This window comes from Halorubrum aidingense JCM 13560 (assembly GCF_000336995.1).
In the GTDB taxonomy this organism is placed as follows: Archaea; Halobacteriota; Halobacteria; order Halobacteriales; family Haloferacaceae; genus Halorubrum; species Halorubrum aidingense.
Genome location: NZ_AOJI01000015.1, coordinates 1 through 26256, shown reverse-complemented (window position 1 = coordinate 26256; position 26256 = coordinate 1). Strand labels below are relative to the sequence as shown.

The window sequence follows — 26256 nt, the reverse complement described above, 5'->3', positions numbered from 1 at the left end:
TCAGTCTGTCGGGCGGGCGAACACCGCGCTGGGCAGCGCGAGCAGTGTCAGGGCGCCGATGCCCCACACGACGTACGCGAGGAGCGGGATCCCGCTCAAGAAGAGCAGGAAGAACCCGATCCACAGCGAGCACGGTGCGCCGAGAACGCCGAGGCCGAGGAGTGGCTTCCACGGTGCGAAGCCGCATTCGGGGCAGCTCCGGACGTCTGTCGGGATCGGTTCGCCGCAGTCGCCGCAGGGCTGCGTTTCCATGGGTGGTGGTGTGCATGAGTGTAATAAGGTGCTCGGGCAAGGCTCAGCCGTTCAGCATCTGCTGGCCTCGCTCATCGAGTGTTTGACCGGGGTTCTCACGGCGATCCTGCAGCCGGGCGAGCCAGAACTCCTGCTCCCAGCTAGCCATTGCGTAGAACTCCCGCGGGTCGATTCCCCAGAGAACGTTCAGTTCGTCGAGTCGGCGCCCCCAAGCATGTTCTGCAACACGGCGCGCCTGTCTTCCAGCTTTTCCCGATCGCCTTCGGTGAAAAAATCCTCGAACAACTCACGGACGGTGTCCTCTCCCTGGAAGATGGTCGTCCAGATCTGCGGGTCGCGGAACGAGTCGTCGACGGCAAAACACGAGAGCGCCTTCCGGATCGTCTCGGTGCCCTCCATGGCGTCGCCGTGTAGCTGCTCGAGTTCCTCGCCGGTGACGCCTCGGTCGCCGGCGCTGCCGATGACCTGGAGCGCCTCTCGTTGTGCCGCCTCGAACGTCGCGATGTGTTCGCTGCCGCGTTCGAGTCGGTCGGCGAGCTCGGGGCGGTTCTCCGCAATCGCCGAGAGGTCCGCATTGGTCGCGTCGACGGGTCGGTAGAACTCGATCTCGGTGCCGTGGCGCTCGATAGCGACCGTGTCGAGCACCCGGTTCTCGAACAGTTCGGCGGCGGCGCCGTACACCTCGACGGCCTCCTGCTGGCGTTCACGCTGTGCCTGTTTGCGCTCGTCGACGAACTCGCGCGCCTCGTCAGCATTCTCGAAGCGGTCGAGATGATCCGTCGAGCCACGCGTTGCTGCTCCAGACATCGTCACTGGGTCGAGAACTCGTGTTTGATCTCGCCCATCACTCGGAGCGTGATCGTTGCGTTCGCGGGGTCACCGCTCGCGAACGACTCTTCGGTCTCCTCGATGCGGACGCGTGCCAGCTCACGCTGGATAACCTCCTCGCCGTCGGCATCCTCGCGGTTCTTGAACACGTAGAGCCGAACGGCGTCGTGGATCTCGTTGAAGATGCGCTCCTTGGAGGTGTCGTCGACGACGCCCAACTCTTCGAGGTCGATCTCGGCGTCGTGATCAAGCGGGATCTCAACGCCGTAATCGACATGCTCGGTACCGGACTCCCGGTGTCGCGAGGCGTTCGGCTCGGACTCCCACTGGTTGGTGTTCGGCGAGATGGAGATCTCGCCGGCCGTTCGCGTGAGGAACGTCTCAGTCTCTTCGGTCGCTCCGGGATCCTGGACCAGCGAGACGTCGGTCCATGCTCCGGAGAGCGTTTCTGTCGGGTCGTAGTCTGCGGGTGCTGCGCTCATGATGAGTGTGTAGTGTCGTATCGAATCGGGTGGTTAGCGCGCTATGCTCGCGGACCGTCGTCACCGACGACCGTCCGGGTGACGCTCCATCGCGCTGGGAGCGACCACTGACCGCCATCGTCAGCTTCGATCATCTCGGAGCCGCCAGCGCTGCCGTTCGGTTTGAGGTACGGGACGCCGAACGCGATGTTCGCGCGGGCGCCGACGATGCTCAACACGTCGTCCATGTACGACTCCGAGAGTCCGAGCGCCGGGTCTTGATCGACGGCTTGCCGCCAACCGAGGCGGACGACGACGGTGGCTTGAACGAGGAACGTTGCGCTCGTCGACGAGGACGTCGACTCCCCACCACCGCCGCGCATCAACCCGATGGCGACGCCGACCGGGAAGTCGGTGTCCTGGATGGTCTGCTGGCTGTACACCTGCTCGGTCGGGTCGTCAGGGCCGTCGACGCCCGCTAGGTCCGCGGTGTCGAGCGCGTCGAGAAGCGGCTGGTGGCTTCGGAGGTCCGCAAGGATCGCGTTCCGAAGCTGGCCGCTTCCGAGGTTCCGCGTCATGTGACCTCCTTGATGGCGTTGTTCCACGCCTTCGTGCCCTCCGCTTCGAGGGCGCTGCGGTGCTCCTCGATGGCGGGCGCGACGTGCGGCTTCCCGGTGTCAAGGAACTCCTGGAAAGAGGCATACCGAATCCGGGACTCGACGATTCCCTCGATGACGAGACCGAGCGCGGACTCCATCGCCTCACGAACCTCTGTCTCGTAGGATTCGCGGAGTTGGCCGGTGTCGACGTTGACGAGGCGCTGGACCGTCTGCAGGACGTCGCCCATCAGCCGGTCGATCGCGGCTTCGAGCTCGCTGCCGAGCGCGTCGATGAACTCGCCCAGCGTCTCCTGCATCACGGGCGGGTCAGAGCCACGTTCCCACTGGAAGTCGGTGTCCATCAGCTGTCCTCCGAGTCGATCCTTTCGACCTCGATGACGACGTGGCTCGGGCGCTCCGGCCCGTCGTAGTGGACGTCGACGTCAGTCACGGAGAACGCCCCGGCGATCCCGGCGATCGTGAGCCGCCAGTCATCGCCTTCGTCGACGGCGACGTCGTACTCGTAGTCGGCGGGCTCGCCGTCATCTGAGGTGTCGACCATCTCGCCGGCAGAACGCGCTGGTAGGTAGACACGCGGTGTGGAGTAGACGCGACCGCCCTGGTCCTCACGGACGTACCCCTGCCCGGCCGGCTCGAACCGCCCGGGGACGCCGTCGACGACCGCGACCCACTCCTCGACCGGGATCGTTCCGCCGGCGCCGTCGTCGACGGTCTCGCCAGTCTCCTGGTAGTGCTCGACCGTGACGAGATGAGTGAGTGTGCCGCGCATGAGTCAGTCCTCCTCGGCTTTGCCACCGCAGACGTGTTCAACGCGCACATCGGGAGAGTCGTCCGCTGACGGCCGGATGAAGCCGTACCCGCCGTCTCCCCCCAGATCGCGACCACGAGGATCAGTATCCGGCGTGTCCGCGACACGGCCACGGGTAGACTGAGAGCTCCGGCGAGTGTACCCCAGCACGAACCCACTCACGAACCCCGTAAGCAGGAGTGCGACGAGAACTGCGTTACTCATCGTCACCCTCCTCGGTGAGCGCGTAGGCGTCGACGATCGCCTCGCCGTCGCTGTTTCCGTTGACGTCGTCGACGTCACCAGCAGCAGCGAGTTGCTGGAGCGTCGTGTACGGCATCGTCCCGAGCTCATCACGCGGGAGGCGTCCGTCCTCGTCGAGGCGCTCCAGGTGTCGGTCGAGCCGGTCGACGGCGCCGGTCGGCGGGTCGATCCAGAGCTTACCGGCGCCACGGAGTTCGCCGCCACCGTAGCGACACGTCCGCGTCACGCGGTAGATGCTGGGCCGGTCCGCCATGCTCAGTGTCCTCCAGACGTGTCCGGGACAGTGATCGACGCCGTCGGCTTCGCCGCATCGGCGAGCGTCCCGGACTGGTCCATCGAGATGGCCTTCTGACCGAGCGTCGTCGACCGCATCGCTTCGCCGAACTCGCCGGCGTAGGACTTCCGCTCGCGGTCGGTCTGCTCCGACGTCGTCTGTCGGAGGTCATCGATCCCGGACGCGAGGATGTTGTGCCCGGCGAGGTACCGCTCGATCAGCGCGAGGCGGTCGTCAGACTGGTCCGTGTCAGCGAGGTCTTCGGTGACGACGAGGTGCGCCGGGTCAAGCCCGACCGTCTCGATCTGCCCGTCCGCCAGTTGAGCGGTCGGGAAGTCCGTCCGCTCCAGTTCGGCGCGAACGTCGTCGACGCTGCTCCGGTAGTCGGGCATGGCCTAGCCCTCCAGCTCCGCGATCCGCTCGTCGAGGGCGTCGGTGGCCGTCTCCCGGTTCTTGCCCTCCTCTTCGGCGTCCTTGATCGCGCCCAGGAGGTCGGCGTCGTCGACGTCGGCGATCCGATCGCGGAGTTCGTGGACGGTCAGCTCCGACGGATCGGGATCGACCACGATCTCGTCGTCGCTGTCGTCGGTGGCGTCCGTGCCACTGTCGTCCGCAGACTCGTCGAGCTCCTCAACGCGAGTGAGCGAGTTCGGGTGCTTTTCAAGCACCTTCGGGTCGACGTCGATCTCGTCGCCGCGGGTGTAGTGCTCGCGCTCGTGACGGTAGTCGCCACGGTCAACGCGAACGCGGATAGTGTCGTCACTCATCGTTGTCCTCCGGGAGAACCACCTTCAGATCTGCAACGGCCTGTGTCTCACCAGACACTGTTTCCTCATGCAGGCGGGCATCTCGAAGCACCTCGTAGCCGCCAGATTTGAGAAGCGAGACCGCACGTTCGAGTTCGCCGAAGTCATGACTTGCAGTCATGGTGTTCAGGCGTCGATCCCCGTCATCCGGGCGATTCCCGAGATCCCGTCCGGCTGCTGGCGCACGAACGGCGTCCGGCTGGAGAGCAGCCGAGCGTTGAGCGCGGCGCCGCCGTCGGACTCCCACGTAGTGTTCGTCACGCCCTGCGCGTTGACGATCTGGAAGTACCGCGGGTCGTTCAGCATCAGGATCAGGCTGTCCGAGTCCAAGCGCGGCGCCGGCACGACGTTCAGGTAGTCGTACTTCCGGTCGATCCGCTCGGCGACCGGCTCGTCGGTCGCGCTGGTCTCGTAGTCCTCACGGGAGTACTCGCCCCACATCGCGCGCGGAACGAGCACCCAACCACCCACCTCGGAGACGAGCGGGACGTCGTCCTTGTCGACGACGTCGGTCTGGTTCTCGACCGTGTCGTGGAGCTCGTCGAAGTCCTCCAGGATGTTGTTCGGATCGGCGACCCAGCCGCCGGATCCGGACGCCTGGAGGATCTGATCGATGTCGCTGTCGAGCCCGGCCACCGAGACGAGCCCACGCTGCGTCTCGATGTCGCCGCCCCAGCCGTCCCAGAGCATGTTCGCCTCCGAGCGGTTGAGCGCTCGTCGGGCTTCAGTTCCGACGGAGTCGTCGAAGTCCTCACCGAACGCCTGCGCGTTCTGGTACTCCCGGGCGTCGATCTGGTACTCGACCTGGTGCAGCGGGAGCGGGACGCCGTCCAGTCCGAGGCCGGTCATCTGCTGTTCGGACTGCGTCCGCATGTTCATCCCCGTCTCGGCTTCGAGCCGGGTGTTGCTCATCGGGTTGAAGTAGGCGTACCGCGACAGGCTCGAAGAAACGCCGAAGCCGGCGGCGATGAGCTGGTCGACGATCGTGGACTCGACGAACTGGCTGTCGAGCACCATGTCGGTGATCTGCTCCCACGAGTCGACGACGAGCGTCGAGTCCGCGGTCAGTTCCTGCAGCTGGCTCTTCTTGTCAGTCGACGTAACGCCGGTCGCCTCGTCGAGCTGCTGCCACATGTCCGGATCGAACGCAGACTCCGCGCGCAGCTGCGCGAGCGCCTGCTCTCGGACGTCCGGCCGCGGGTTGTAGAGCGCGGCCTGTGCGGTCAGCGGGATGTTCGACTCGAACTCCTTGGGCCCCGAAACGGAGGGGCTCGAAACGTTCTGCGTGCTCATGTTCAGTAGAACTCCACGACCAGAAGGTCGTCCTCAGTCGCCCGCTCGATCAGCTCGATGCCACGCCCGACCGGCGCGGCCGGGGTGGCCCCGGCGCCGTCGATGTCGTCAGTGATCAGTCCATCTGCGTCGAAGCCGACCGGCGTGTCGGTCGGGTCTGCGGTCGCGTTCGGCGACACGCGGAGCCGCGCCCGGTCGTAGCGGTGGAAGCCGACCGTCTCGACGTTGTCACCGGCGTTGTAGCCGTCATCGATCGGGCTGTCGCCGGTGTCCGTGACGGTCATCCCGCCGCGGGGCGGGTTCCGCTGCTCACGGACGATCCGCTTGGTGTCCTCATCGGCGGTGGCCTGTCGGATGTGCCAGTTGCCGTCGGCGTCCTTGTAGGCGACCGCGCCCGTGCCGGGGTCGAGCGCCGAGTCGGCCTCGCCCTCGAGGTAGCTGTTCTCGTTGTGCACCTGTGCGAGAATGCTTTGGTGTGCTGCGATCATCGGTTAGTCCTCCTTGACGCCGGTGCCGTACTCGTCGACGGCCGACTCAGCGTTCGTGGTCAGCGACGCAGCGGCGCCGGCGTGACCCGGCATCCTCGCTGCGGTCTCTCCGCGGACGCGCTTGTGCTCCTTGTCGATCAGCGGGTCAGCCGACGCCATGAGGTCCTCGCGGTCCTCCTCGTCGTAGTCGTCGCTCTTCGCGACGATCTCGTCGACCTTCTCCTCCTTCTCGGCCTGGGCGCTCGCCTGGTCGACCAGGTCGCCGGCGTCGTCTTCAGTGACGAAGCCCTGGTCACGAAGCGCGTCGCCGAGCTCGTCGACGGTCATGTTGGCGAGCGTAGTAGTGTCGTCCCCACCGGCGTCGCCGCCGTCAGGGCCGTCCGATCCGTCGTTCGTGTCGTCGTTGTCTCCCATGTCTGTGTCAGTGTCCGCGCCGCTGCCGGGTTCCGCCGGTTCGTCGTCACTCGATGCGCCTGCCGTCGCCTCGCTCGTATCGTCCATCACGCCGTCCGGGGCGACGGCGACGAACGCGGAGTCGAGGTAGTGCCCGCCATCGCTCCGGGGGATCGGCTCGGAGACCTCACCGTCCGCATGATACCGCAAGAGTGCGAACAGCGTCTCGTCCTCCTCGACCGGCTCGTCGAGGCTGATCCGAGACTCAGTCGGGTACTCCCCGGGCTCGTAGGGCTCGCTCATCCCAAGCTCGGGACCGAGACCGTCGCCGACGTCGGCGTACTCCTCACCCGGCGCATGGATGCTGATCAGCCACGGCGCGTCCTCGAAGCTCGCGTCAGCGATGCCGACCGACTCACCGTCAGTCGTCTGGTCGGGGAGAAAGACGCCACCGCGGCGGTCCTGCGAGTCGAGTATCCCGAGTCGCTCGGCTAGCCGCGTGACGAGCGACCGGGTGTCGGCATCCTCGTCGGCGTCGGCTGCGGCGGTGAGCTCCGAACCAATGTCTGCGGTCGCCGTCCAGTTCGCGAGCGCCTGGTTCGGCCCCCACTGCGCCGTGTTGCTGGGCGAGTCACCCTTCGAGACGACCGAGAGGTCGCCGAACATGATGTCGACGGCCTTCAGGTCTGCCTCCGGACCGTCATACGGCTCGGTGTTGAAGAACGGATGCACGGACACCTCGTAGCTCCCCGCTTGCACGCCGGAGGCGATCGTCTCGTCGTGAGTGATCGCCTCGTAGCCGACGCCCTCGTGGTCGTCGACCCAGCCGGCCTTGTCGACCTTCCCGAACGTCTCGTCGACGTCCGGCGGGTACTTCGGCCGCCCCTGCTCGTCCTCAGGGTGGTCCTTCGTGAGCGGTTCGCCAGCCTGCAACTCGGCGGCGGCCTTGAGCTCGTCCGCGGTGAACAGAACGCGCTCGCCGAGTTGGTTGTGGAGGATGTCGCCGGCGGCGACGGCGATCCCGCCGAAGCGCCACGGCGGGCCGTCCTCGTCGCTGTCTGCAGCTGCAGTGAGTCGGCACGACCGCGCCGACACCCGCAGGTCTTGGTTGTGGTTGTTCATGTCATGTTGAAGAGGTCAGTCGCCCAGGTCCTCGCCCCTCACGCGCTTGCGTGGATTCACACGGGGGTCATCGGCCTGGCAGCGCTGCTAGAACATCTGCCGGACGTCGGTCACCACCCACTGACACCGACACAGGTTGTGAGTGTCATCGGGGATGGTGAGGTTCTGGGCCTCCTCTAAGGAGTAGGTGCCTGCGAGACTCCGGCAGAGTTCACACACTCTGTCGTCGCCGGCCGTTTCGAACTCGGCTTCGACGTCAAGTTCGATCTCGGTGTCGACTCGGTCGTATGCGGTGAGCTTCGTCGTGTTGTACTGGTTGACGACACGGCCGCTCGCCGTCGACGTCACGTGCGACTTGTACACCTGCGCCCGCTCGGAGATGTCGCGCATCAGTTGCGACCTCGAGATCTCGCCGCCGACGCCGGCGGTCACGAGCGAGCGCGTGTCGGTCGCGTAGTCGTCCATCCACGACTCGACGCGCTGTCGGGTGTCTTCCTGCTGCAGGTCAATCTGTTCCTGGACGGCGTCCTGCTGGATGACGTCGTCGACGGGATCCGGGTCGACGTCGAACGACCGAAGCTCGCCGTTGGCCGTGCGGAGCGCCTGTCGGCTCGCTCGCTCGAACCAATCGCGGACCTGCCGCACCTCGATCGGGTCGAGGACCTCCACCCGGATCGCCTGCTGGATCCAGTCGTCGAAGCGCCGTGCCGTCTCCGCCGCGGAGAGGTCGGCCCATCGCCCGCCGACGCCGTCGCCGAGCCCGAGCGCATCCTCCTCGACGAGCAGCTGGCGGACGTCCGCGTTGAGGTGCCCGATCCGACCGCGGAGGAACCGGGCGAGCGAGCGCTGGATCGACGTCGTCGACGTCGGGTCGACACGGCCCGGCTCGTCGAGGGCGTACTCCGCGGCCGTCAGCTGGTGGGTGTGGTTGTGGGCGTGGGTGCTACTCATCGTCCACCTCGCCCCCATCGGCGACGGCCTCCTCGCCGGCGCCGTACTCCGCGGTCATCTCCTCGACGTCGCGAACGCCGTCGGCAGCGGCGGATGCCTCTTCGAGCGCCTCAACGTCGTCGGGCACCTCATCGAACTCGCTCGGAAGGATGCCGTCCTCGATGTAGTCGGCCTGCTGCTGGCGAGTGAGCATCGCCTCGGGCATCCCGCCGGTCCACTCGTTGAGCGCCTGCGCTCGGGTGTGCTGGATGTCGGCCTGGTCCTTCTCGCTCAGCTCGTGGAGCGGCGTCCACTCCACCGAGTACGCACCAGGCCCATTCGACGGCGCCGAGACGATGCCGTACTCGACGAGACGGTCGATCAGCGCGCGAACGATCGTCGGCGTGACGAACTCCTGCCGGCGCTCCCCAATCTTCCCGTACCACTCCTTGAGGTCCTGCGTCGTGGAGCGCTCCCCTGTCTCGTTGCCCTTCAGCACCGACTGCGGGATCCCCGTCTGTGCGGAGATCGCCTCGACGTTCGGGTCGATCACCGGCTGCGGGTTGATGTCCTCGCCGCCGAGACTCTGGACGTCGTCGGCGCCGTGCGTTCGGAGGACGTTCTCGAGGCCGGACTGCCACCGGGCGAGATGCTCTTGGAGCTTGTCGCCGGCGTCTTCATCCAGCTTGTAGTCCTTCGAGATGTTGATGTTGATGCCCCATGCGCTGGCGCGGTACGCGAGCGTGCCGGCGCTCCCCAGCGTCTTCTCGATGTCGACGAGGTTGTTGTACACGGGTTGCTGGCGCGGGATGCCGCGGAGTTCGTCGTCGAGCAGCTGGTCGGAGTGGATGTGGATGACGCGCGAGTGGTGCACCCACATCGTGTCCGGGCCGCCTTGTTCGATCCCGAACTCCTCGTCGTTCTCGTCGCCCAGGTCGATCTGGTACTCGATCGGCTGTCCCCACCGACCGCTCCCGGGGCCTCCGAGGCGGACGTTGTCGATCGATTCACGCGAGTACGGCCGGAGCCCCTGCAGTTGCTGCGGGTTGCCCACCTCGCTGCCGAAGCCTTGGCTTTTCTCACCGTCGCCGACCGCGTTCTGGTCGACGTCGTCGAACTCCAAGACGAGGATGCCGAACGTCCCGATGCCGGCGAGCATGTCCGCCCGCGTGGCGTAGCTCCACAAGTCGTGCTCGCGGACGTGCGTCTCGACGTCTTCCTCGAAGTCGGTCTGGCTGTCCTCGTTCTCGACGTCGTCGACGATTCGCGGCGGGTCGCGCCACGTCGTCATCGGCGGGAGGAACGTGACGGCGAAGGCGTACGGGTTCCGCAGCGCCATCGCGTAGTAGTGCGTCGCCGTCGGGTTCGGGTCCCAGTCGAAGATGTCGTAGTAGTCGTTGATCCCCTCGGCGTCGATGCTCGCGCCGAGCTGGTCCTGGAGGACCTGCCGCATCGCCATGTCGACTTGCGCCGCGGCGAGCAGCTCGTCCTCTCTGGCCTGCGCCTCTGCCTGGGCGTCGCCCGTCGCCTCGGTGGTCCGGTCGACGTCGCCGGCGCCAGCGTCGATACTCTCGTCAGTGTCGTCTGTGTCAGTCATGGTGATCACCAGGTCCCCGAACCGCCGGCGCCGTCATCCTCCTCGACGTACCGATCGCCCATGATGGCGTACCGGAGTGCGTCGAGGGCGTGGTCTGTCGCCCGGCTCGTCCCGACATCGTCCTCCTTGTAGCTCTGGAACTCCTTGATCAGTTCCGTGCAGTCCTCGAGGACGATGAGCCCGGGGCGACCGTCGACGTCGGTGTCGAGGACGCTCCGCATCTCGTCGATGCCCTCGTCGAGGTCCTTCGTCGCGGCGTAGGCCTCGTACCCGGCGTTCCGGAACTTCTGGATGTGCTCGGGCTCGTGGTCGGAGTAGAGTTCACCCGCGGGCTTCTCCTCGCGGAGCATCCAGCCCGAGCCGTCACTCGGATCGATAAGGTGTTCGACGGGCTGCTGGCTCTCGTAGTACAGATCGAGAACGACGTACTGGTCCGCCGGCGTCTTGCCGATCTCGAGGAGGACGCGCGGGTCTTTGAACCCGTAGTCGTACCCGTAGAGTCGCCAGTTGCTCCGGATCTCGACATCGTCGCGCTTTCGGACGTGCGTCGGCCGAGAGAACGCCGAGTAGACGAGCCCCTCGGCGGCCGCGAAGCCGCCGGCGAGGCCCTGATCCTCCTTCTCCGTTCCCTCGAACTGCCGGACCAGCTTCTCTTTCTCGGGGAGGAACGGGTTGTTCCGCGAGTCGGCGACGACGTTTATGAGGCGCGTCGGGAGGTCGTCATCGTCTGGCGTCACCTGGCGCTCGACGAAGTCGTAGTACTGGTTGTACCCGTTCCCCGTCGACGTCCAGAGCGTGACGTTCGGTCCGTCACGGGTGCGCTGCCGGGAGAGCAGCATCCGGTTGAGGTCGAAGATGTCGGTGTGCTCGTAGTGAGCGACCTCGTCGCACCAGATGGCGTTGAACTCCCCGCCGGCGTACCGGTTCCAGACGTCGGCGCTCCCGAGGCGGACCACGGAGCCGTTGAACCATGTGATTCGGCGCTCGTTCCGATTGTACTCGTCGACGAACGGCGAGTTCTCGGGATCGCCACCCTCGTCGGGGACGGTGTCCTCGCCCGGAAGCTCTTCGAAGAAGACCTTGTACGTCGTCGGGCCGCCCTTCTTGGAGTCGGGTGCGATGATCAGGTTGTCTGAGCCGGCGACCTCCGTCGCCTTCTCCATGATCCACCGCGAGCCGAGGATCGTCTTTCCCGAGCCGTAGCCACCCCGGAAGTTGACGACGTCGTACGCACCCGACTCCAGCGCCGTGATCGCGTCGAGTTGGGCGTCCCAGAACCCCCAGTCGAGATCGAGAGTGCCGCCCGTGGTGTCGACCGCGACGCCCTCAGTCGTTATCGACATCGGTGTCCTCCTCAGTGACGCGGTGGTGAGTGATCGAGACGTCGAACCCACCGCTGTGTTCGAGGTCGCCCTCTAGTTCGATTTTCTCGGAGAACACGCCCAGGGCGTCGCCTTTCGCCTGGAGGTGTTGGGACTGTTCCTGGCGGGCTCTCGCCTGTCCCGGTAGGTCGTCGACGTCGCGATCGAGGCCGACCATCTCGGTCGTGTACGTCGGTGAGCCGTCGATCGACCGGACCGGGTAGCGCTCTCCGGGGCGTAGCTGTGTCTGCTGGTTGTCGTCGAACCGAATCACGATGTCGCGCTCCTCGGCCCACTCGGGACGGTCGGGATCGCCGGGCTCGACGATCTCCCACGCCGGCCACGACATCGGGCTCTCCCGATCCGCGGGGACGGTGTCTGTTTTCGGCACGGTACGCCGGATGGGCTCGTCTTCGGTCGCTGCGTTCTCGGCGCTGCGAGCTCGGCGGTACATCCGCTCTTCTCGCTCGGCGATCTGCAGGCGGACGTCGGCGTGTTCCGCCTCGATCTGCTCGATGACCGCGTCCTTCGGCTCCTCGTTGAGGTAGCCCCGGATCGTCGACCGTGCGTACGACCCGATCCCTTCTTCCTCGAAGCGGTCCCGTATCTGGTCGACGTCGAGGTTGTCGAGATAGTGCCACTTCAGGGCGAGTGTGACACGTCGGTCGCGAGTGGACATGAGTGAGGAAGCGTTCTGCAGCGTTCGGGGCGGTCTTATATTTTAAGTAGGGACGGGCGGAGACGACGTCGACGGCGAGAGCGGCGTCGATCGAGTGTCACGGTGTCGAACAGGTCGCAGTCAGTCGTCGCCGTCGTTGGCCTCGGCTTGGATCTCGGAGTACGCCTGAACGAGTGCGAGGTAGTCACCGAGTTCGAGGCCGTTGTACGCGCCGACCACACCGAGCGCGAAGACCGTGATGATCGTCGGGTCACCGCCGAGGTAGAGCGCGTAGATCCACCCGGCGAACAGCCCGACGTTGACGACGATCGCCCGGATGATCTTCAGCGTCTTCAGCATCGGTAGCTTCTCATCGTCCTCTTTGAGGGTGCTCTTGTACTCGTCGACGACGTCGTCCCGGCAGTACCATGCCCGAGCGGGTTGCACAGCGCTCATGAGACATCAGCGAGGGGCTGGCAGTCGCAGGGTCTCGCCGAGGTGTAGCTGGCGCCACACTCCGGGCACTGGTCGGTCGTCGAACGATAAGACGGGATGGGCATTTGGAGTGGAAACGGTGGGGTTAGCGTGCGATACGACTCGAAAACGCTACGCCGGGGATCGAACCCGGGACGGGGGAGCCGCGTGACGGGCTTTGGTTTCGCCCGCCCCATAGCGGCCTCCGTCACCTGTCCACAGGCGCAGCAAGGCGACCGGACTTGAGGGTTTGCAACCACTCACGCGACGATGTCGTCGTCGAGAAGGTACACAGAGAGTCACTATCTCCCGGCTGCCGGTCGCTCATGAGTTTCAACATCCCCGTGGGGTTGACCTGGCCTTCATCAGAAGGCGCGCCCCACGGGACACGGATCGACCCGGATTCGAACCGGGGCAGGCGGCGTCTTCAGTGCCGTGCGCTCCCAGACTGCGCTATCGATCCAACTGCTCGGCTTGCGACTCTGCAACCCGGTAGCGCTCGCCGTCGACGTCGACGACCAGGAGCCCGTCCGGGCCGTTGACGTCGGCGGCAGGGTGGTAGTTCACAGCGTCGCCGACGAGCTCGCGACCGGCGAAGTCGAACGCGACCCGGTCGTACTGTGAGAGGCTCACGACTGCGCCCTCCGGACGGCGATCTTCGTGGCGCGCTCGTAGATCTCGCGGTCCAGCGCCTCCAGTTCGGGCTTCGACTTGAGCACGCGGGTGGCTCGGCGGAGCGCTCGGGCATCGACCGGGATGTTGCGCTCGTCGAGGCGGGCGACGATCTGTGTGGCACGGCGCGTCGCTTGAATCTTCGAGTCCGTCTCGGGGTCGGCGTGACCGCGCCCCCCGCAGTCTTCGCAAAACGTTCGCGGGAGGTACACGCCGCCGCCGTTGACGTTGTCGTACCCCTGGATGCCTGCGTCTGCTCGGTCGAGCTCGGTGACGGTGTTTCCCCACTGGTCGCGTGTCATCGTGTGTTCGGTGCGTATCCGGGCGAAACACTCGCTGCACACCTCGGGATTCGTCCAGAGGTAGCGCTCGAACACGCGGGCGGGCACGACATCGCGACGAGTCGTGAACTCATCGAGTGACTGTTGCGTAGTAGACATGCGGGCAAGAGGAGAAGCGCGGTGCTGTCGGACTGACCCTGTCATCACCTTCTCAGGCTCGGGACCATGTGGCGGTGCCGTCGTCGACCATCTGTTGCTTGGCCGTAGGCTTAAGTCGACCCCCGAGCGCCATTTTGTCGCTCACTCGTTGACCTGCCATTCCGACTGTGGCGGATCCGTGTGCCGCGGCGAGCACGAGACCATTCCCTCCTCGTGCAGCTGGCGGAGTGCGCGGCGTATCGACCGCTGTGGACGGACCGTCTCGTAGGCGATCTGTCGCAGCGTCCTGGGGTTCCCCTCGTTGCGGAGGTGGAGGTACACGACTGTGGCCGTCGGTGGGAGCTCGGCGAGGTGTTCTCTCGTCGAGCGCGGCAGGTCGGCGACGTCGACGGTCTGGGTCACGACTCGATCACCCACGAGATCCCGACGACGCCTGCAGGGTCGATGACCTCGTTGTCGTAGCTGACGCAGTTCGGATCCATCACGAGCCCCCAGCGTGACGGATTCCCGACGGTGTGGACCTGCGTCTTCCCGGGGAGCACTTGCTCGATCCGACTCGGGGCGAGATACAGGTGCTCGCGAGGGACAAGTGGATCCTCGAATGCGACGTGGACGTCGTCTCCGAGCCGCTCAGAGATCGTCTCGGCTGACTGCCGGTCGAGGATGACGACGACGTCGCCCCGGGTGATGTCCACGTCGGCGCCGGTCGTTGCGTCGACGGCGCGAAGCGCCTCCAGGAGCGTGTCGGCCTCGCACGAGCCAGTGACGTGGTCGCGGTGAGTTCCCGCCTGATAGTAGACCTCGTAGAGGTCTTCGAAGATGCTCATCGCAGTTCCTCCATGTCTTCGACGAGCTCAGCCCACGGGACGACGTACGCGAATTCGTAGCAGCGGAGTCGGCGGACGGCGTACTCGTCGTCGATCATCGTCGACCGGCCTCCGTGATCGCTCCGCAGCGCCCACATTCCCAGCGCGTAATGATGCCTTGGTGGGAACCGCTGTCCACAGCGTGCTGACCGTCTTTCTCCCAGTCAGTGTGTTTCTCGCCGCAGCTGTGGCACCTCGCCGCTCCGTCGCTACTCATCGGCTTGCCTCCAGGACGGCGCCGCGCTGTCGACTCCACGAGATCTCCTCGCCATCCTCGTCGACGAGCGTCGCGACCGACTCGGTCTGCAGCTCAGTGGCACGCTCGCGACGCTCCTCTGCAGAGAGCCCGGCCTGGGCCAACCCCTCACCTCGCTTCCGGAGGGTTTCCTCGCGCGCTTCGAGGGCGTCGACGACGCGATCGCGTGGCTCGCGATCCGCTTGCGCAGCGAGGTAGCGCTCGACGCCGAGCCAGAACCGACACAGCGCGACCGTCTCCAACCCGCGGATGCGTGCGAGCATCAACTCGCCCGTGGTCCCGTCGCCATCGTCGACGGTGAGTTCCTCGACGAGGAATCGCGCCGGATTCTCTCCGTGGTCGGCGGTGTTCTCTGGCGACGGGTTCGGCGTCGCGATCGCCTGCTCGTTGTGTTGGCTCGTGGCAGGCATGGTTACGCCCTCCCGAGCCACTTGAGCGTGCCATCCATCGGCTCGTACATCGACCCGATCTCCTCTTTGATCTTCAGGAGCGTCTTCTCCGCGCGCTTCCGGTCGACACCTTCGGCTTCTGCCTCGTCGAGGACGTCTTCGACAGCGGCGCCGTTGGACTCCCCGGCGGCACACTGCTCTTCGACGATGTCCTCAATCAGGGTGATGCGGTCACGCTGCGTCTTCGACGTACCTGACTCGCGAACGTCGGCGTCGAACTCGCCGTCCTCGTTCATCCCGAAGTCCCGCATCGACCGCATCGTCAGCGAGAGCGCCGTCTTGAAGTGCCGCTCCTCGATCGTCTCGGAGAACTCCAACTTCGCAGCCGCTTCTGCGAGACGGAGTTGCGCCTCCAGGTCGCGCCACGTCGCCGGCACCGGCGCATCCTCATCCATGTGCTTCGTCTTGAAGTCGGAGAACTCGTCGGCGATCCGCTGTTCGAGCTCTTCGCTCGCGATGACGGGTGACGGCTGGTCACCGGCGAGTGCCAACCACTTCCGGAGGATCTCGCTCCGAACCGGCGGATCGTACTTGTCGGTCTCGCCGGCGTCGATCGTCTCGGGGGCGACGTCGAGCCGCTTCTTGTGCTCCCGGCGACCGACGATGTCTCGAGCGACCTGTTTGACGGTGTCGACGTCGTCCGTCTCGGTGACAGTGAACCCGAGGTCGAACCGTGAGATGAGCGTGGAGCCGAGTTCGACCTGCTCGTAGACCGGCTCGTACGGATCGAACCGGCCGTACTTCGGGTTCGCCGCGGCGATGACGCCGACGCGCGTCTGGAGCGTCGCGTTGATCCCGGCCTTTGAGACGTTGATCTTCCCGTTGGCCATCGGCTCCAGCATCGCCGACCGGACGTCCGGCGGCATGTCGTCGAGCTCGTCGATCCGGACGATCCCGCCGTTCGCCTTCACGAACGCGCCCGCTTTGAGCGTCCACTCGCCGTCGGAGAAGTCATCGCGAACAGCCGAGGCAGTGATGCCGGCCTCGCGAGCACCCTTCCCGGAGACGCCGACGGACCGCGGGGCGTTCGACTCGGCCTGGTTGATCAGCGCAGACTTCCCCGTCGACGGGTCGCCCACGAGGAGCATGCTGATGGAGCCGCGCTCGACGCTGCCATCCTCCCCTTCGACCCAGTCGCCGCCGACCACGGACAAGACGATCGCCCGCTTCATGTGGTCGTACTGATCTCCGAACACGCCCGGCGCGATCGACTCGGCGGCGACGTCGAGGGGATCTCCGAGCTCACCGTCGACGATCCCGTTGATCTCCTCGCGTTCGCCCGGGGAGACCTCGACCGACGTCTGGTCCGACTCCTGGACCTCGATGGCGTGGCCGTCCAGGTACGGCTCGAACGTCGACTTCTTCTCGTTGCCCTTGGTGCGCTGTTCGAGGAAGAGGCGGCCAGTGATCGTGACGCGGTCGCCTGTCGTCACCTCGCCGGCGAGGTCGTCCTCGACGTAGATATCGATCGACTGCCCCTCGCCACCAGCGACCTCCGGCGGCTCTGAGAGCCGGATCTTCTGGGCATCGATGAACTCTGAGTCTCCGAAGTTGATGCGGAACGGTCCCTGTCGCTCACAGCCCTGGCACTCGTGCGGCTCTTGGAAGCCACGGTCTGTCTCAGGGATGTACGTCATCGTCCCGCAGCGCTGGCACTCGAAGGCAGCGTCAGTGATCTTCGGGTAGACGTCGCTCCCCGCGACGATCTCGCCCTCGACGCCGATGTACGGCTGGTCGTTGTGGACCTTGGTGGGGCTGAAGTGACCGGGGTAGTGTGTGTACTCGTCGGGTAGGTTCGCCACGCGCACGTGAGCCCGATCGAGAGACACGTCCGCCGGGAGGTCGAAGTTCCGCAGCGCCTCCTCCAGGTACTCACGCATCTCGTCCGGTTTCGCGAGGACATCCTCGGCGAGGTCGCGGTCGAACTCGTACAGCTCGTCGTAGTCGATGACGAGTGACCGCTGTTCGTTCGGGTAGTGCTGTGCGAGCGTGCCGATCGCGTCGCGGTACCGCTCCCGCATGAAGCGGACCAGCGTCTCGGTTAGCGTCTCGTTCTCCTTTCGTCGGTCGTGGGTGGTTGACATCGAAGTCGTGTTTTCCGCCGGAAAAAACGCCACCGAGGCGTTCTCCGAGACCGCCGACGTCGGCCAAACGTCGGCCAAAACGACGGCCTTCCGGCTAACGGAGGTTTGCGTACACTACTGCTGTTGCTGTGATCTACGGGGAGTACAACGGAGGTGGGATTCCGCGATCGAACTGCGCCATGTTCAGCGCACCTCCTCGGTCACATCGATTTTTCCGGCGGAAAACACGCGGCTTCGTTTTGCCTCCTGTGCGTCGATCGCGAGGTGGTAGTTGTCTCCCGCCGGGTTACGGGCGACGAAGCCGTCGATGGCGCTCCCGGTCTTCTCGTCCGAGAGCCCGGCCGCCTTCCGGATGAGACGGTAGCACGTCGAGTCACCGATGTCGCCGTTGAAGATCTCCCACTTGATGTCGTCGTAGTCGAGCTTCGCACGACCGTGGCCCTCGCTGGCCTTCCGGAAGCCATGCTCACGGACCATCCCGACCTTCTCATCGGCAGAGAGTTCACTTGCGTCCCGATCCTCGTCGAACTCGGAGACGCGGAGCTCGAGCGCGGTTACGTCGTCTTGGAGCTGCTCGACGGTAGTGTTCGTCTCGTCGAGTTCGTCCCGCAGTTCGTCTTCAACCTCTTGGAGGCGTGCGAGCGACCGCTGTGCGATCGCGAGGGCGTCACGGGCGGAGACGTCGTCCTCAGACATCGTCTCCACCTCCGTCTTCCGCAGCAGCCTCTTGCTCTGAAAGCCGTCGGTCGACTTCGTTGAGTTCGGATCGTAACGCAGCTGTCTCGTCCTCAAGCTCAGCGAGATCTCTCTCTACGGCAACCACTTTCGCGAGAGCGCGCTGGGCAACGGCAAGCGCCTCGCCTGCAGTAACCTCGTCCTCAGACATCGCCGATCACCTCGCCGTCGTCGGCGTGATCGTCGCAGACGACACGCTCGCGAGCGTCATCGAGGCGGACGACAACTTCGGCGTCGTCACCACAGCCGAGAGCGCTACAGTACGGCCCTGAAGAGACCGCCATCAGGCCGTCACCCCCGTTCGAGAGGCCGACGGCTGATAAACCGTATGTCGGTTGGTAGAACTCAGATCGTAACCGCGAGAAGTATCACAATCCCGGTTTACCAGTGGGATTGTAAACGAATTGGTTGAAGCCGGAGGAGGGATTTGAACCCTCGACCTATTCCTTACGAAGGAATCGCTCTGCCAGCTGAGCTACTCCGGCGCTCATCATACCATTCCCGAAGAGAAAAATAAGGGTTCCGAAACGCCGACGGCGGAGGCATCTCTCGGCAAGACCCAGCGTAAACGGACCGCCGCTCTACCCGATCGACAGAACCCCGGTTCGAAAACATCGATTCGTTTCAGAGATTACCCCATAATCAGACGATTAAAGAAGAATATACCGAATGCTCACAGGTATATAAGGAAAAAGTATAAATACGTGTTCGGCACTCAAGTAGTGTGTGACAACACCTGTCGTGTGCCGCGATGGCGGGGATCGACTCCCCCGACGGTGTGTGCCCGGTCGGAGCCCGTGCCGGGCGTCAGCGGTCTCGTCGGTTCCGTCTCCCACTGCGGTCCGGCGCGACGGTCACCCCCCTCAGCGATCGCCCACGGCCGACGTCTGATCCACGTCTTCGGCGTGCCAAGCGCGAAGTCGCCTCTGGTCTCGACGCACCTGCGGCCGTGGACTCTTGTCATGTGACGGGCCGTAGCCGTCAGACCCGAACCGTCTCGGGTCGGGCGGCAGTCACGCTGTTCGGCTACCGCGACTGTGAGCGGTGACGCCGCCAGCGAACCACGGCGTCGCCGATCACTGAAATAGCCGTCTGCCGGCGCCTCTCATGCTCGCGAGCCCGCTTGCGGCGGCGTCGACTACGCCGATGATCCGGATCTCGGCGGGCGCGACGCCGAGTCGGCGGGATAGGACGCCGGGGCGTGCGCCGGCACCGATCACGGCGACGGTTCGCCCGCGTACCCGGAACTCCGTCGTGAGGTCGGTCGCGGTCAGGAAGGCGGCCGGACCTCGCACGTCGTCGACGGGCACCCGCCGGAGGGTGCGAATCGCGTCGCGGACGCTGTCGGCCTCGACGAACAGTCGCTCTCCCGTCGAGTGAACGTCGAGACTGACGCCGTCGACCGCCAGCGTCAGATCGTCGGTCTCGACCGAGAGTGGTGGTTTCCCCTCAGTCCTGTTCACGGGTAGTGACCCGCACGGTCCCGTCGAGCCGCCAACTGGCGTGTTCGACGTCGTCACCGGTCCCGCTCGGAACGTCGACGGACATGTCCTCGAACTCGTAGATGATCTCCGCGTTCCGCCCGGTCAGTCGGTCGTACAGACCGATAGCGAGGTCTGGCCACGTCGTCGTCTCGTCGATGCGCTCGTCGGCGCTTTCTGCGTCACTCATGACAGAGATGACGGTCCGGAACATCATAAAAGTGTTACCTGACAGAAATGATTCGACGACGAGGTGGTCCGACTCGACGCCACCGGTTCGGACGCGAGCGCGTTGCTCCGCCCGCTCTCGCGGCTCCTCTCGCTCTCTCCGCACCTCCCGCTCTCTCCGCACCTCCCGCTACGGACCGCTGGCGCCGGGCACAGAGAACGAGTCGAGAGCGTATCCCTCGGTCACCGTCGGGTTAGTCGCACGTCGAGACAGACGTTGTACTCGTGGGGGGCGTAGGATTTGACGACGCGTTCGGTCTCGACGGCGACGTCGTACTCGGTGCCGGCGGCGGCCTCGATGGCGCGCCGTCCGGGGCCGAACGGGTCGTCCTCGTGCTGGATGTCGTAAAAGTGGACGACGCAGTCGTCGCCCGCGAGCGCCACCGCGGTGTCGAGGAACTCGTCGGCCGAGTGCGGGAGGTTCATCACGAGTCGGTCGGCGATGTCGGCGTACGCCTCGGCCGTCTCTCGGACGTCGCCGGCGATCGCGGTCACGCGGTCGGCGACCCCGTTGCGCTCGGCGTTCGCACGCAGGTACTCGATGGCCGTCTCGTTCAGGTCGCAGGCGACGACCTCGGCGCCGCGCGCCGCCATCGGGATCGCGTAGGGGCCGACGCCGGCGAACATGTCGATAACGGCCTCCCCGGGGGCGACCTGCTCGATCACGCGGTGCCGCTCGGTGGCGAGCCGCGGCGAGAAGTACACCTCCGCCACGTCGAGGGCGAACTCGTGGCCGTACTCGCGGTGGACCGTCTCGGTGCCGTCGCCCGCCAGCACGTCCCACCGGCGGACGCGCAGTTCGCCCTCGATCGGCGAGGCGCGGTTGAGCACGGTGGCACAGGGGACGTCAGAGGCCATGACGGCGTCGGCGATCTCGCGGGCGCGCTCGTCGTCGTCCTCGTCGACGATCACGATGTCGCCGAGCCGCTCTAACGAGGGCTCGTAGCCGAGGATCGCCGCGGGGGTCTTCGGGCGGTCGCGCTCGGCAGCCTCGCGCTCGACGATCGCCTCCGCGAGTTCGGCCGGAACCGCCGTCGGATCGGTCACGGGGATGTAGATCGTGTCGCCCTCGACGGCGATCTGGTGGTCGCCGTCGAGGAGGTCCGCGTCGGCGAGTCGCTCGCGGACGGCCTCGCCGCGCTCGCGCTGGACGGCGACACAGGGGACGCTCATGACCGACCGGACGAGAGGCGAGTCATAAACGCTGACGTTTCGACGCGGACGTCTGGCCGCGATCGCGAGATCCCGAGGCCCAGTCCCCACTCCACGAGCGCGACTCCACGAGCGCGGGTCCCGGGAACCCGCCCGGCCGCTACTCGCCGGTCGACGCCGCTGTGAGAGCGGTGCGAACCGCTTCGAGCGAGGCGGCCCCGCCCGCGTCCGAACCGATTTCGACGACGCGGTCTGCGGCCCGCACGATGGCGTCGGTGGCGTCGCTCTCGCCGGCCCCACCGTGTCGGATATCCTCACCGACGACGACCGCCGCGTCCGCCGCTCGCGCGAGGTCGACGGCGGCCGCCTGAACCGACGCGTCGACGGGCTCGAACGGCGGCGCGGTGACGACGGTTCCGCCCGCGTCGCTCACGACGCCGGCGAGCGCGTCGCCCGCGGGGACGACGCCGGCCGAGACCGCGTGGCCGGCGGCGGCGAGTCGAGCGGCGACGCGCGCGGCGTCCCGCCCGGAGCCGACGACGTGAAGCCGTTGAGGGTCGGTGTCGGAACGGCGAAACGCGGTGACCGACGACGATCCGGTGGCCGGATTTCGCCCCACGAACGCCTCGGCGTCGAAGGCGGCCCGCACGGCGTCCGCGGTCAGCACCTCCTCGGGCGGGCCGGCGGCGTGGACCCCGCCGTTCGCGAGGACGACGATCTCGTCGCAGTACCGGGCCGCCATGTCGAGGTCGTGGATCGCGGCGAGCGCGGCGCGCCCGTCGTCGACCAGTTCGCGGACGAGCTCGACGGTCCGCACCGCGTGATTCACGTCGAGGCTCGCGGTCGGCTCGTCGAGCAGCAGCGCGGGCGTCTCCTGTGCCAGCGCCCGCGCGAGCAGGACGCGCTGGCGCTCGCCGCCCGACACCGCGGTGATGGGCCGGTCGGCGAACCGCGCGACACCCGCGGCGTCCATCGCCTCTCGGACGGCTCGCTCGTCCTCCGGACCGTGGCCGTCGAACCGCCCGAGGTGCGGCGTCCGACCCATCTCGACGACGTGCCGGACCGGGAAGTCGAACGCGAGGCTCGTCTCCTGCGGGACGCTCGCGACCCGCCGGCCGACCTCGCGCGCGGACAGGTCGTCGGCGGGGTCGCCGTTCAGCCGGACCGTCCCCGCGTCCGGCTCGATCGTTCCCTTGATAGCCCGGAGCACGGTCGTCTTGCCGGCGCCGTTCGGCCCGACGAGGCCGACGAGCGACCCGCGATCGACGTCGAGGTCGACGCCGGAGACGACCGGTACGTCGCCGAAAGAGACCGAGAGGTCGCGGACCGCGATTCGGGGATCGCCGGCGGGTTCGACGGCGGACCCGTCGCCGTCTTCGGCGTGTACGCGGTCGCTCGACTCGGCGCGGTCGCTCGACTCGACGGGGCCGACCGGCGGGTCCGCGCTCACAGCTCGTGCACCTCGCGGTTCATCAGCAGATAAATGAAGAAGGGCGCGCCGACGGCGGCGGTGACGACGCCGACGGGCAGCTCCGCGCTCCCGGACCGCGCGACCGTGTCGGCCGCGACGAGGAACGAGCCGCCGGCGAGCGCGGCCGTCGGCAGCAGCACCCGGTGGTCGGGACCGACCACGAGCCGGAGCATGTGCGGGACGATGAGCCCGACGAAGCCGATGACGCCGGCGAACGCGACCCCCGCGGCCGTGATCAGCGCGGACGCCCCGAGCAGGATCCGCTTGGTGCGCTCGACGGCGATGCCGAGCCCCTGCGCCTCCTCCTCGCCGAGCAGCATGACGTTCAGGTCGCGGGCGTACGCGAGCAACAGGACGAAGAGGGGCGGGACGACGGCGGCCGTCACCGCCACGTCGCTCCACGCGGCGCCCGAGAGGTGGCCCATCAGCCACGCGACGATCCGGCGGAGCGACTCGCCGGCCTGCAACTGGAGGTACGAGATGACCGCCCCGAGGAACGTCTGCACGGCGACGCCGGCGAGCAACAGGGTCGCCACCGGCGTCCGGCCGTGCCGCGTCGCGATCGCGTACACGCCGAAGGCGGCGACGAGCGCGCCGACGAACGCGAACAGGCTGACCCCCGCCCCGTACGAGAGCCCCACGTCGACCGCGCCGACGAGCGGGAGCGCCACGGTCGTCGACAGCGCGGCGGGGAAGACGATGAACGCGACCGCGCCGGCGGCCGCGCCCGAGGAGACGCCGATGATCGACGGGTCCGCCATCGGGTTGCGGAAAAAGCCCTGCATCACGGTGCCGGCGGCCGCGAGCGCGAAGCCGACGAGCGCGGCCAGCAGGATCCGCGGGAGTCGGACCCCGACCACGATCCGCTGGTGGACGTCGTCGACGGGGAACGCGAACGGCGACCGGTACGCGAAGCTCACGCCGGACGCCGAGACCGGCACGCCGCCGGAGGAGACGCTCTCGACGCCGACGGGGACGACGAGGGCGTTCAACACCGCCTTCACGACCGCTACGGGCGGGATGCGGACGGGACCGATCGCGGCGCTCACGACGACGACGAGTACCAGCGCAGCGGCTAACGCCGCCGACCACGCGGCCGATCGAACCCACGCACTCATTCACTTCCCAACAAAACTTGTAGTAGGTAAATACTTATTGGATGGGCGTCGTCGTCGATCCGATGCGACAGCACTTCGTCATCGCGATGGCCGTGCTCGTGGCGACCGCCCTCGCGGGCGGCGCCGCCGGCGCGGCCGCGGGCACACAGCCCGGAATCGAACACGCGACCGCACAGCAGCCCAGTATCGGTCAAATCGACGGGCCGGGGCTCCACCAGACCGACGACGCGGCGGCCTGCGAGTTCCCGATCGAGGTGACCGACGCGACAGGCACGACGATCACCCTCGACGAGCCGCCCGAGCGGATCACGACGACGAACCCCTCCGCCGCCCAGACGCTCTGGGAGCTCGGCGCGCAGGACCGGGTGGTCGGTCTCACGGAGTACGCGCTGTACCTCGACGGCGCCGACGAGAAGACGGACGTCTCCGCCGAGGGGCTCGGGGTCAGCGTCGAGCGCGTCGTGAACACCGACCCCGACCTCGTGCTCGCGCCGAACGCCTCGGCCGATCAGGTCGAGGATCTCCGCGAGCAGGGGCTCACCGTGTATCACTTCTCCGAGGCGACCTCCGTCGACGACATCGCGGAGAAGACGGAGATCACGGGGCAGATCGTCGGCGAGTGCGAGGCGGCCGCCGACACGAACGCGGAGATGGCCGACGCGGTCGCGGCCGCCGAGGAGCGCACGGCCGACGTCGACCGCCCCGCCGCGCTGTACCCGCTCGGCGACGGCTTCGTCGCCGCCGGCGACACGTTCATCGACGAGATCATGACCGTCGGCGGGGTCGACAACGTCGCCGCCGCCGAGCACGAGGGGTACCCGCAGCTCTCGAACGAGGTCATCCTCGAAGCCGATCCCGAGGTGCTCATCGTCACCGACCCCGAGGCGCCGATCCTCGACGAGGAGCCGTACGCGAGCACGACGGCCGGCACCGAGGGGAACTACGTCGTCTTGAACGTGAACTACCTCAATCAGCCCGCGCCGCGCAGCGTGATCGAGTCCGTCGAGACGCTCTCGATCGCGGTCGAGGAGCTACAGACGTCGGAGGGCGCCGGCGACGAAGCGACCGACGGCGAGGACGCCGACGGCGGTGAGGAGACCGGTGACGACGAAGAACCCGCCGACGGCGAGGATGCCGGTGACGGCGACGAAACGACCGAAGACGGCGCGGACACCGGCGCGGAGGCGCCCGGATTCGGCGTCGTCGCGGCCGCGCTCGCCCTGCTCGCGACCGGGCTGCTCGCGCGTCGCGACTGAGTCGAAACCGCGCCGCTGCGGACCGCTTTTAAATACCTTGACCCATCAGGTGGCTGCGGAGCACGTCCGGCGTCTTGAGCCCGGCGTCGCTGTTCACTAAGACGACGGTCTCGTCGCCGTCGAAGAAGCCGTCCTCAGCGAGCGCCCACGCGCCGGCGGGCGCGGCGCCGCCGGTGACGCCCATCTCCATGACCTCGTTCTGTGCGACGGCGACCGCGCTCGCGAGGATGTCGTCGTCCTCGACGGCCACCGCGGTCCCGCCGCTCTCCGTGACCGCCTCGATCGCGGCCGCGCCGCCCGCCGGGTCGGCGATTTCGAGTTCGCCGCAGATCGTGTCGGGCGTCGACCACGGCTCCGGCTCGTCGAGCCCGCGCTCGACGGCGGCGGCGATCGGCGCGCACCCCGCGGCCTGCGCCGCGACGATCTTCGGGACCGCGTCGATCGCACCGACGCGCACCAGCTCGGAGAATCCCTTATAAATGCCGGCGACGACCTCGCCGGACCCGGTCGGGACGACGACGGCGTCGGGGGCCGCCCCGAGGTCGGCGACCAGTTCGAACGCGAGCGTCTTCACGCCGTCGTGGCGGTACGGCGTCGCGAACTCGCCGAGGTCGGTGTAGTCGGTCTCCAACTGCTCGTCGACCGCCGCCGCGGCGTCCGGGAACCGCCCGCCGACCACGCGCATGTCCCCGCCGTGGACGTTCGTCATCGCCTTGTTCGAGAACGCGCACCGGGAGGGGACGAACGCGTACGAGCGGAGGTCCGCCCGGCCCGCGTACGCCGCCATCGACTGCCCGGCGTTGCCGGGGCTCGCGCAGGCGAGCGGCTCGACGTCCTGTCCGTCGGCCGCCCGGGCCGCGACCGCCGTCAGCGCGACGGAGAGCCCGCGATCGAGGACGGTCCCGGTCGGGTTCCGACCCTCGTCTTTGACGTACACCGCGTCGACGTCGAGCTCATCGGCGAGCCGGTCGGTCGGGACGAGCGGCGTGGCGCCCTCGCCCGCCGAGACGGCGGTCGCCGCCGGGAACGGGAGCAGCGCGTCGAAACGCCAGTGGCCGAACCCGACCCCGGCGGGGCCGTCCCCCGGCGCCCGCAGCAACGCCTCCGGGTCGACCGCGTCGTAGTCGTACGCCGGATCGAGCCCGCGCGCCTGCTCGTCGGCCGGCACCGCCGTCGGATCGGCCGTCTCGTGTACCCGTCCGGACGCGCGACTCTCCAGCCCGCGGAACGCCGTCGTCGTCTCCGTCGTCTCCATGGCCGACCTTGCGGCGGCGGCGACTAATCGCTTCCCTCTCCGGAACATCGGTTCCCTTCCCGGAACGGATCGACGCCCGCGTTCCGGCGCGCCCGTTCGCGCCTTATAAAGGCGCGAACGGCCCGCGAGGGAGTCGGTCGCCCGGAGCGGCGCGGAGGGCGACCGACGAGGCTGGGGAGGCGCGA

General features: G+C 67.2%; 34 protein-coding genes and 2 tRNA genes. 1 reads left to right on the top strand and 35 read right to left on the bottom strand.

The features are described 5' to 3' along the window. The 34 genes from C461_RS03095 to btuC form a co-directional block, all read right to left on the bottom strand. On the bottom strand, positions 1 to 252 hold the full coding sequence (locus tag C461_RS03095) for a hypothetical protein (RefSeq protein ID WP_007998573.1): 252 nt from the start codon (positions 250 to 252) through the stop codon (positions 1 to 3). A gap of 186 nt (positions 253 to 438) precedes the next feature. After that, positions 439 to 1059, bottom strand: a complete 621-nt coding sequence (locus tag C461_RS03090; protein ID WP_152418299.1) for a hypothetical protein — start codon at positions 1057 to 1059, stop codon at positions 439 to 441. Between the two features lie 2 nt (positions 1060 to 1061). After that, positions 1062 to 1562: a hypothetical protein gene (locus tag C461_RS03085; RefSeq protein ID WP_007998569.1), complete on the bottom strand. Its 501-nt coding sequence runs from the start codon at positions 1560 to 1562 to the stop codon at positions 1062 to 1064. 41 nt (positions 1563 to 1603) lie between these two features. Beyond that, positions 1604 to 2119, bottom strand: a complete 516-nt coding sequence (locus C461_RS03080) for a hypothetical protein (RefSeq protein WP_007998567.1) — start codon at positions 2117 to 2119, stop codon at positions 1604 to 1606. Then, positions 2116 to 2502, bottom strand: coding sequence for an HK97 gp10 family phage protein (locus C461_RS03075; RefSeq protein ID WP_007998565.1), 387 nt, complete (start codon positions 2500 to 2502; stop codon positions 2116 to 2118). The genes C461_RS03080 and C461_RS03075 overlap by 4 nt, the downstream gene beginning before the upstream one ends. Further along, the gene (locus tag C461_RS03070; RefSeq protein WP_007998564.1) at positions 2502 to 2930 is read right to left on the bottom strand and encodes a hypothetical protein; all 429 of its coding nucleotides are present in this window, start codon (positions 2928 to 2930) and stop codon (positions 2502 to 2504) included. Before C461_RS03070 ends, C461_RS03075 begins: the two co-directional genes overlap by 1 nt. A gap of 235 nt (positions 2931 to 3165) precedes the next feature. Then, positions 3166 to 3465, bottom strand: coding sequence for a hypothetical protein (locus tag C461_RS03065; protein WP_007998562.1), 300 nt, complete (start codon positions 3463 to 3465; stop codon positions 3166 to 3168). 2 nt (positions 3466 to 3467) lie between these two features. Continuing rightward, entirely contained in the window at positions 3468 to 3878 is a 411-nt protein-coding gene (locus C461_RS03060) for a hypothetical protein (RefSeq protein WP_007998560.1), read from the bottom strand. Positions 3879 to 3881: 3 nt separating this feature from the next. Continuing rightward, positions 3882 to 4253, bottom strand: a complete 372-nt coding sequence (locus C461_RS03055; protein ID WP_007998558.1) for a hypothetical protein — start codon at positions 4251 to 4253, stop codon at positions 3882 to 3884. Further along, positions 4246 to 4413 carry a hypothetical protein gene (locus tag C461_RS15630; RefSeq protein ID WP_156062180.1) on the bottom strand — a complete coding sequence of 56 codons (168 nt, stop codon included), beginning with the start codon at positions 4411 to 4413 and terminating at the stop codon, positions 4246 to 4248. The genes C461_RS03055 and C461_RS15630 overlap by 8 nt, the downstream gene beginning before the upstream one ends. Before the next feature lie 5 nt (positions 4414 to 4418). Further along, positions 4419 to 5585, bottom strand: coding sequence for a hypothetical protein (locus C461_RS03050; protein WP_007998555.1), 1167 nt, complete (start codon positions 5583 to 5585; stop codon positions 4419 to 4421). Between the two features lie 2 nt (positions 5586 to 5587). Continuing rightward, on the bottom strand, positions 5588 to 6073 hold the full coding sequence (locus tag C461_RS03045; RefSeq protein WP_007998554.1) for a hypothetical protein: 486 nt from the start codon (positions 6071 to 6073) through the stop codon (positions 5588 to 5590). A 3-nt stretch (positions 6074 to 6076) separates the two neighbouring features. Beyond that, positions 6077 to 7588 (bottom strand): hypothetical protein, encoded by a 1512-nt coding sequence (locus tag C461_RS03040; RefSeq protein WP_007998552.1) that lies wholly within the window; start codon positions 7586 to 7588, stop codon positions 6077 to 6079. Between the two features lie 87 nt (positions 7589 to 7675). Then, positions 7676 to 8539: a hypothetical protein gene (locus tag C461_RS03035; protein WP_007998550.1), complete on the bottom strand. Its 864-nt coding sequence runs from the start codon at positions 8537 to 8539 to the stop codon at positions 7676 to 7678. Continuing rightward, positions 8532 to 10115 (bottom strand): anti-CBASS protein Acb1 family protein, encoded by a 1584-nt coding sequence (locus C461_RS03030; protein ID WP_049906246.1) that lies wholly within the window; start codon positions 10113 to 10115, stop codon positions 8532 to 8534. Before C461_RS03030 ends, C461_RS03035 begins: the two co-directional genes overlap by 8 nt. 5 nt (positions 10116 to 10120) lie before the next feature. Then, positions 10121 to 11458 carry a terminase large subunit domain-containing protein gene (locus C461_RS03025; protein ID WP_007998547.1) on the bottom strand — a complete coding sequence of 446 codons (1338 nt, stop codon included), beginning with the start codon at positions 11456 to 11458 and terminating at the stop codon, positions 10121 to 10123. After that, a complete protein-coding gene (locus tag C461_RS03020; protein WP_007998545.1) occupies positions 11442 to 12155 on the bottom strand; it encodes a hypothetical protein in 714 nt (237 codons plus the stop codon). The genes C461_RS03025 and C461_RS03020 overlap by 17 nt, the downstream gene beginning before the upstream one ends. 120 nt (positions 12156 to 12275) lie before the next feature. Then, positions 12276 to 12590 carry a hypothetical protein gene (locus tag C461_RS03015; protein WP_049906244.1) on the bottom strand — a complete coding sequence of 105 codons (315 nt, stop codon included), beginning with the start codon at positions 12588 to 12590 and terminating at the stop codon, positions 12276 to 12278. Positions 12591 to 12997: 407 nt separating this feature from the next. Next, positions 12998 to 13071, bottom strand: a tRNA-Phe gene (locus C461_RS03010). After that, positions 13062 to 13241: a hypothetical protein gene (locus tag C461_RS14970; protein ID WP_007998542.1), complete on the bottom strand. Its 180-nt coding sequence runs from the start codon at positions 13239 to 13241 to the stop codon at positions 13062 to 13064. Before C461_RS14970 ends, C461_RS03010 begins: the two co-directional genes overlap by 10 nt. After that, a complete protein-coding gene (locus tag C461_RS03005; RefSeq protein ID WP_239639083.1) occupies positions 13238 to 13582 on the bottom strand; it encodes a hypothetical protein in 345 nt (114 codons plus the stop codon). Before C461_RS03005 ends, C461_RS14970 begins: the two co-directional genes overlap by 4 nt. A 279-nt stretch (positions 13583 to 13861) precedes the next feature. Next, a complete protein-coding gene (locus C461_RS03000) occupies positions 13862 to 14122 on the bottom strand; it encodes a hypothetical protein (protein WP_007998537.1) in 261 nt (86 codons plus the stop codon). Continuing rightward, positions 14119 to 14547 carry a hypothetical protein gene (locus C461_RS02995; protein WP_007998536.1) on the bottom strand — a complete coding sequence of 143 codons (429 nt, stop codon included), beginning with the start codon at positions 14545 to 14547 and terminating at the stop codon, positions 14119 to 14121. The genes C461_RS03000 and C461_RS02995 overlap by 4 nt, the downstream gene beginning before the upstream one ends. A gap of 252 nt (positions 14548 to 14799) precedes the next feature. Then, a complete protein-coding gene (locus tag C461_RS02990) occupies positions 14800 to 15252 on the bottom strand; it encodes a hypothetical protein (protein ID WP_007998534.1) in 453 nt (150 codons plus the stop codon). 2 nt (positions 15253 to 15254) lie between these two features. Further along, a complete protein-coding gene (locus C461_RS02985; RefSeq protein WP_239639082.1) occupies positions 15255 to 17375 on the bottom strand; it encodes a minichromosome maintenance protein MCM in 2121 nt (706 codons plus the stop codon). Between the two features lie 183 nt (positions 17376 to 17558). Then, the gene (locus C461_RS02980; protein ID WP_049906254.1) at positions 17559 to 18071 is read right to left on the bottom strand and encodes a hypothetical protein; all 513 of its coding nucleotides are present in this window, start codon (positions 18069 to 18071) and stop codon (positions 17559 to 17561) included. Next, positions 18064 to 18261 (bottom strand): hypothetical protein, encoded by a 198-nt coding sequence (locus C461_RS15265; RefSeq protein ID WP_152418298.1) that lies wholly within the window; start codon positions 18259 to 18261, stop codon positions 18064 to 18066. The genes C461_RS02980 and C461_RS15265 overlap by 8 nt, the downstream gene beginning before the upstream one ends. Continuing rightward, positions 18254 to 18394 carry a hypothetical protein gene (locus C461_RS15760; RefSeq protein WP_007998528.1) on the bottom strand — a complete coding sequence of 47 codons (141 nt, stop codon included), beginning with the start codon at positions 18392 to 18394 and terminating at the stop codon, positions 18254 to 18256. Before C461_RS15760 ends, C461_RS15265 begins: the two co-directional genes overlap by 8 nt. Positions 18395 to 18522: 128 nt before the next feature. Further along, a tRNA-Thr gene (locus tag C461_RS02975) sits at positions 18523 to 18595 on the bottom strand. 591 nt (positions 18596 to 19186) lie between these two features. After that, positions 19187 to 19573, bottom strand: a complete 387-nt coding sequence (locus C461_RS02970) for a hypothetical protein (protein ID WP_007998526.1) — start codon at positions 19571 to 19573, stop codon at positions 19187 to 19189. Continuing rightward, entirely contained in the window at positions 19560 to 19781 is a 222-nt protein-coding gene (locus C461_RS02965; RefSeq protein WP_049906253.1) for a hypothetical protein, read from the bottom strand. Before C461_RS02965 ends, C461_RS02970 begins: the two co-directional genes overlap by 14 nt. Positions 19782 to 20002: 221 nt before the next feature. Further along, a complete protein-coding gene (locus tag C461_RS02960; protein ID WP_007998523.1) occupies positions 20003 to 20992 on the bottom strand; it encodes a class I SAM-dependent methyltransferase in 990 nt (329 codons plus the stop codon). A 139-nt stretch (positions 20993 to 21131) separates the two neighbouring features. Continuing rightward, positions 21132 to 22421: an ATP-binding cassette domain-containing protein gene (locus C461_RS02955; RefSeq protein WP_007998521.1), complete on the bottom strand. Its 1290-nt coding sequence runs from the start codon at positions 22419 to 22421 to the stop codon at positions 21132 to 21134. Next, positions 22418 to 23560, bottom strand: a complete 1143-nt coding sequence (gene btuC, locus C461_RS02950) for a vitamin B12 ABC transporter permease BtuC (RefSeq protein ID WP_007998519.1) — start codon at positions 23558 to 23560, stop codon at positions 22418 to 22420. The genes C461_RS02955 and btuC overlap by 4 nt, the downstream gene beginning before the upstream one ends. Positions 23561 to 23622: 62 nt before the next feature. On the opposite strand from btuC, the gene C461_RS02945 reads away from it, so the two are divergent. Further along, positions 23623 to 24816 carry a PGF-CTERM-anchored ABC transporter substrate-binding protein gene (locus C461_RS02945; RefSeq protein WP_049906251.1) on the top strand — a complete coding sequence of 398 codons (1194 nt, stop codon included), beginning with the start codon at positions 23623 to 23625 and terminating at the stop codon, positions 24814 to 24816. A 28-nt stretch (positions 24817 to 24844) separates the two neighbouring features. Here C461_RS02945 and C461_RS02940 read toward each other — a convergent pair whose 3' ends face one another. Next, positions 24845 to 26071: a pyridoxal-phosphate dependent enzyme gene (locus C461_RS02940; RefSeq protein ID WP_007998516.1), complete on the bottom strand. Its 1227-nt coding sequence runs from the start codon at positions 26069 to 26071 to the stop codon at positions 24845 to 24847. Positions 26072 to 26256 lie beyond the last annotated feature (185 nt).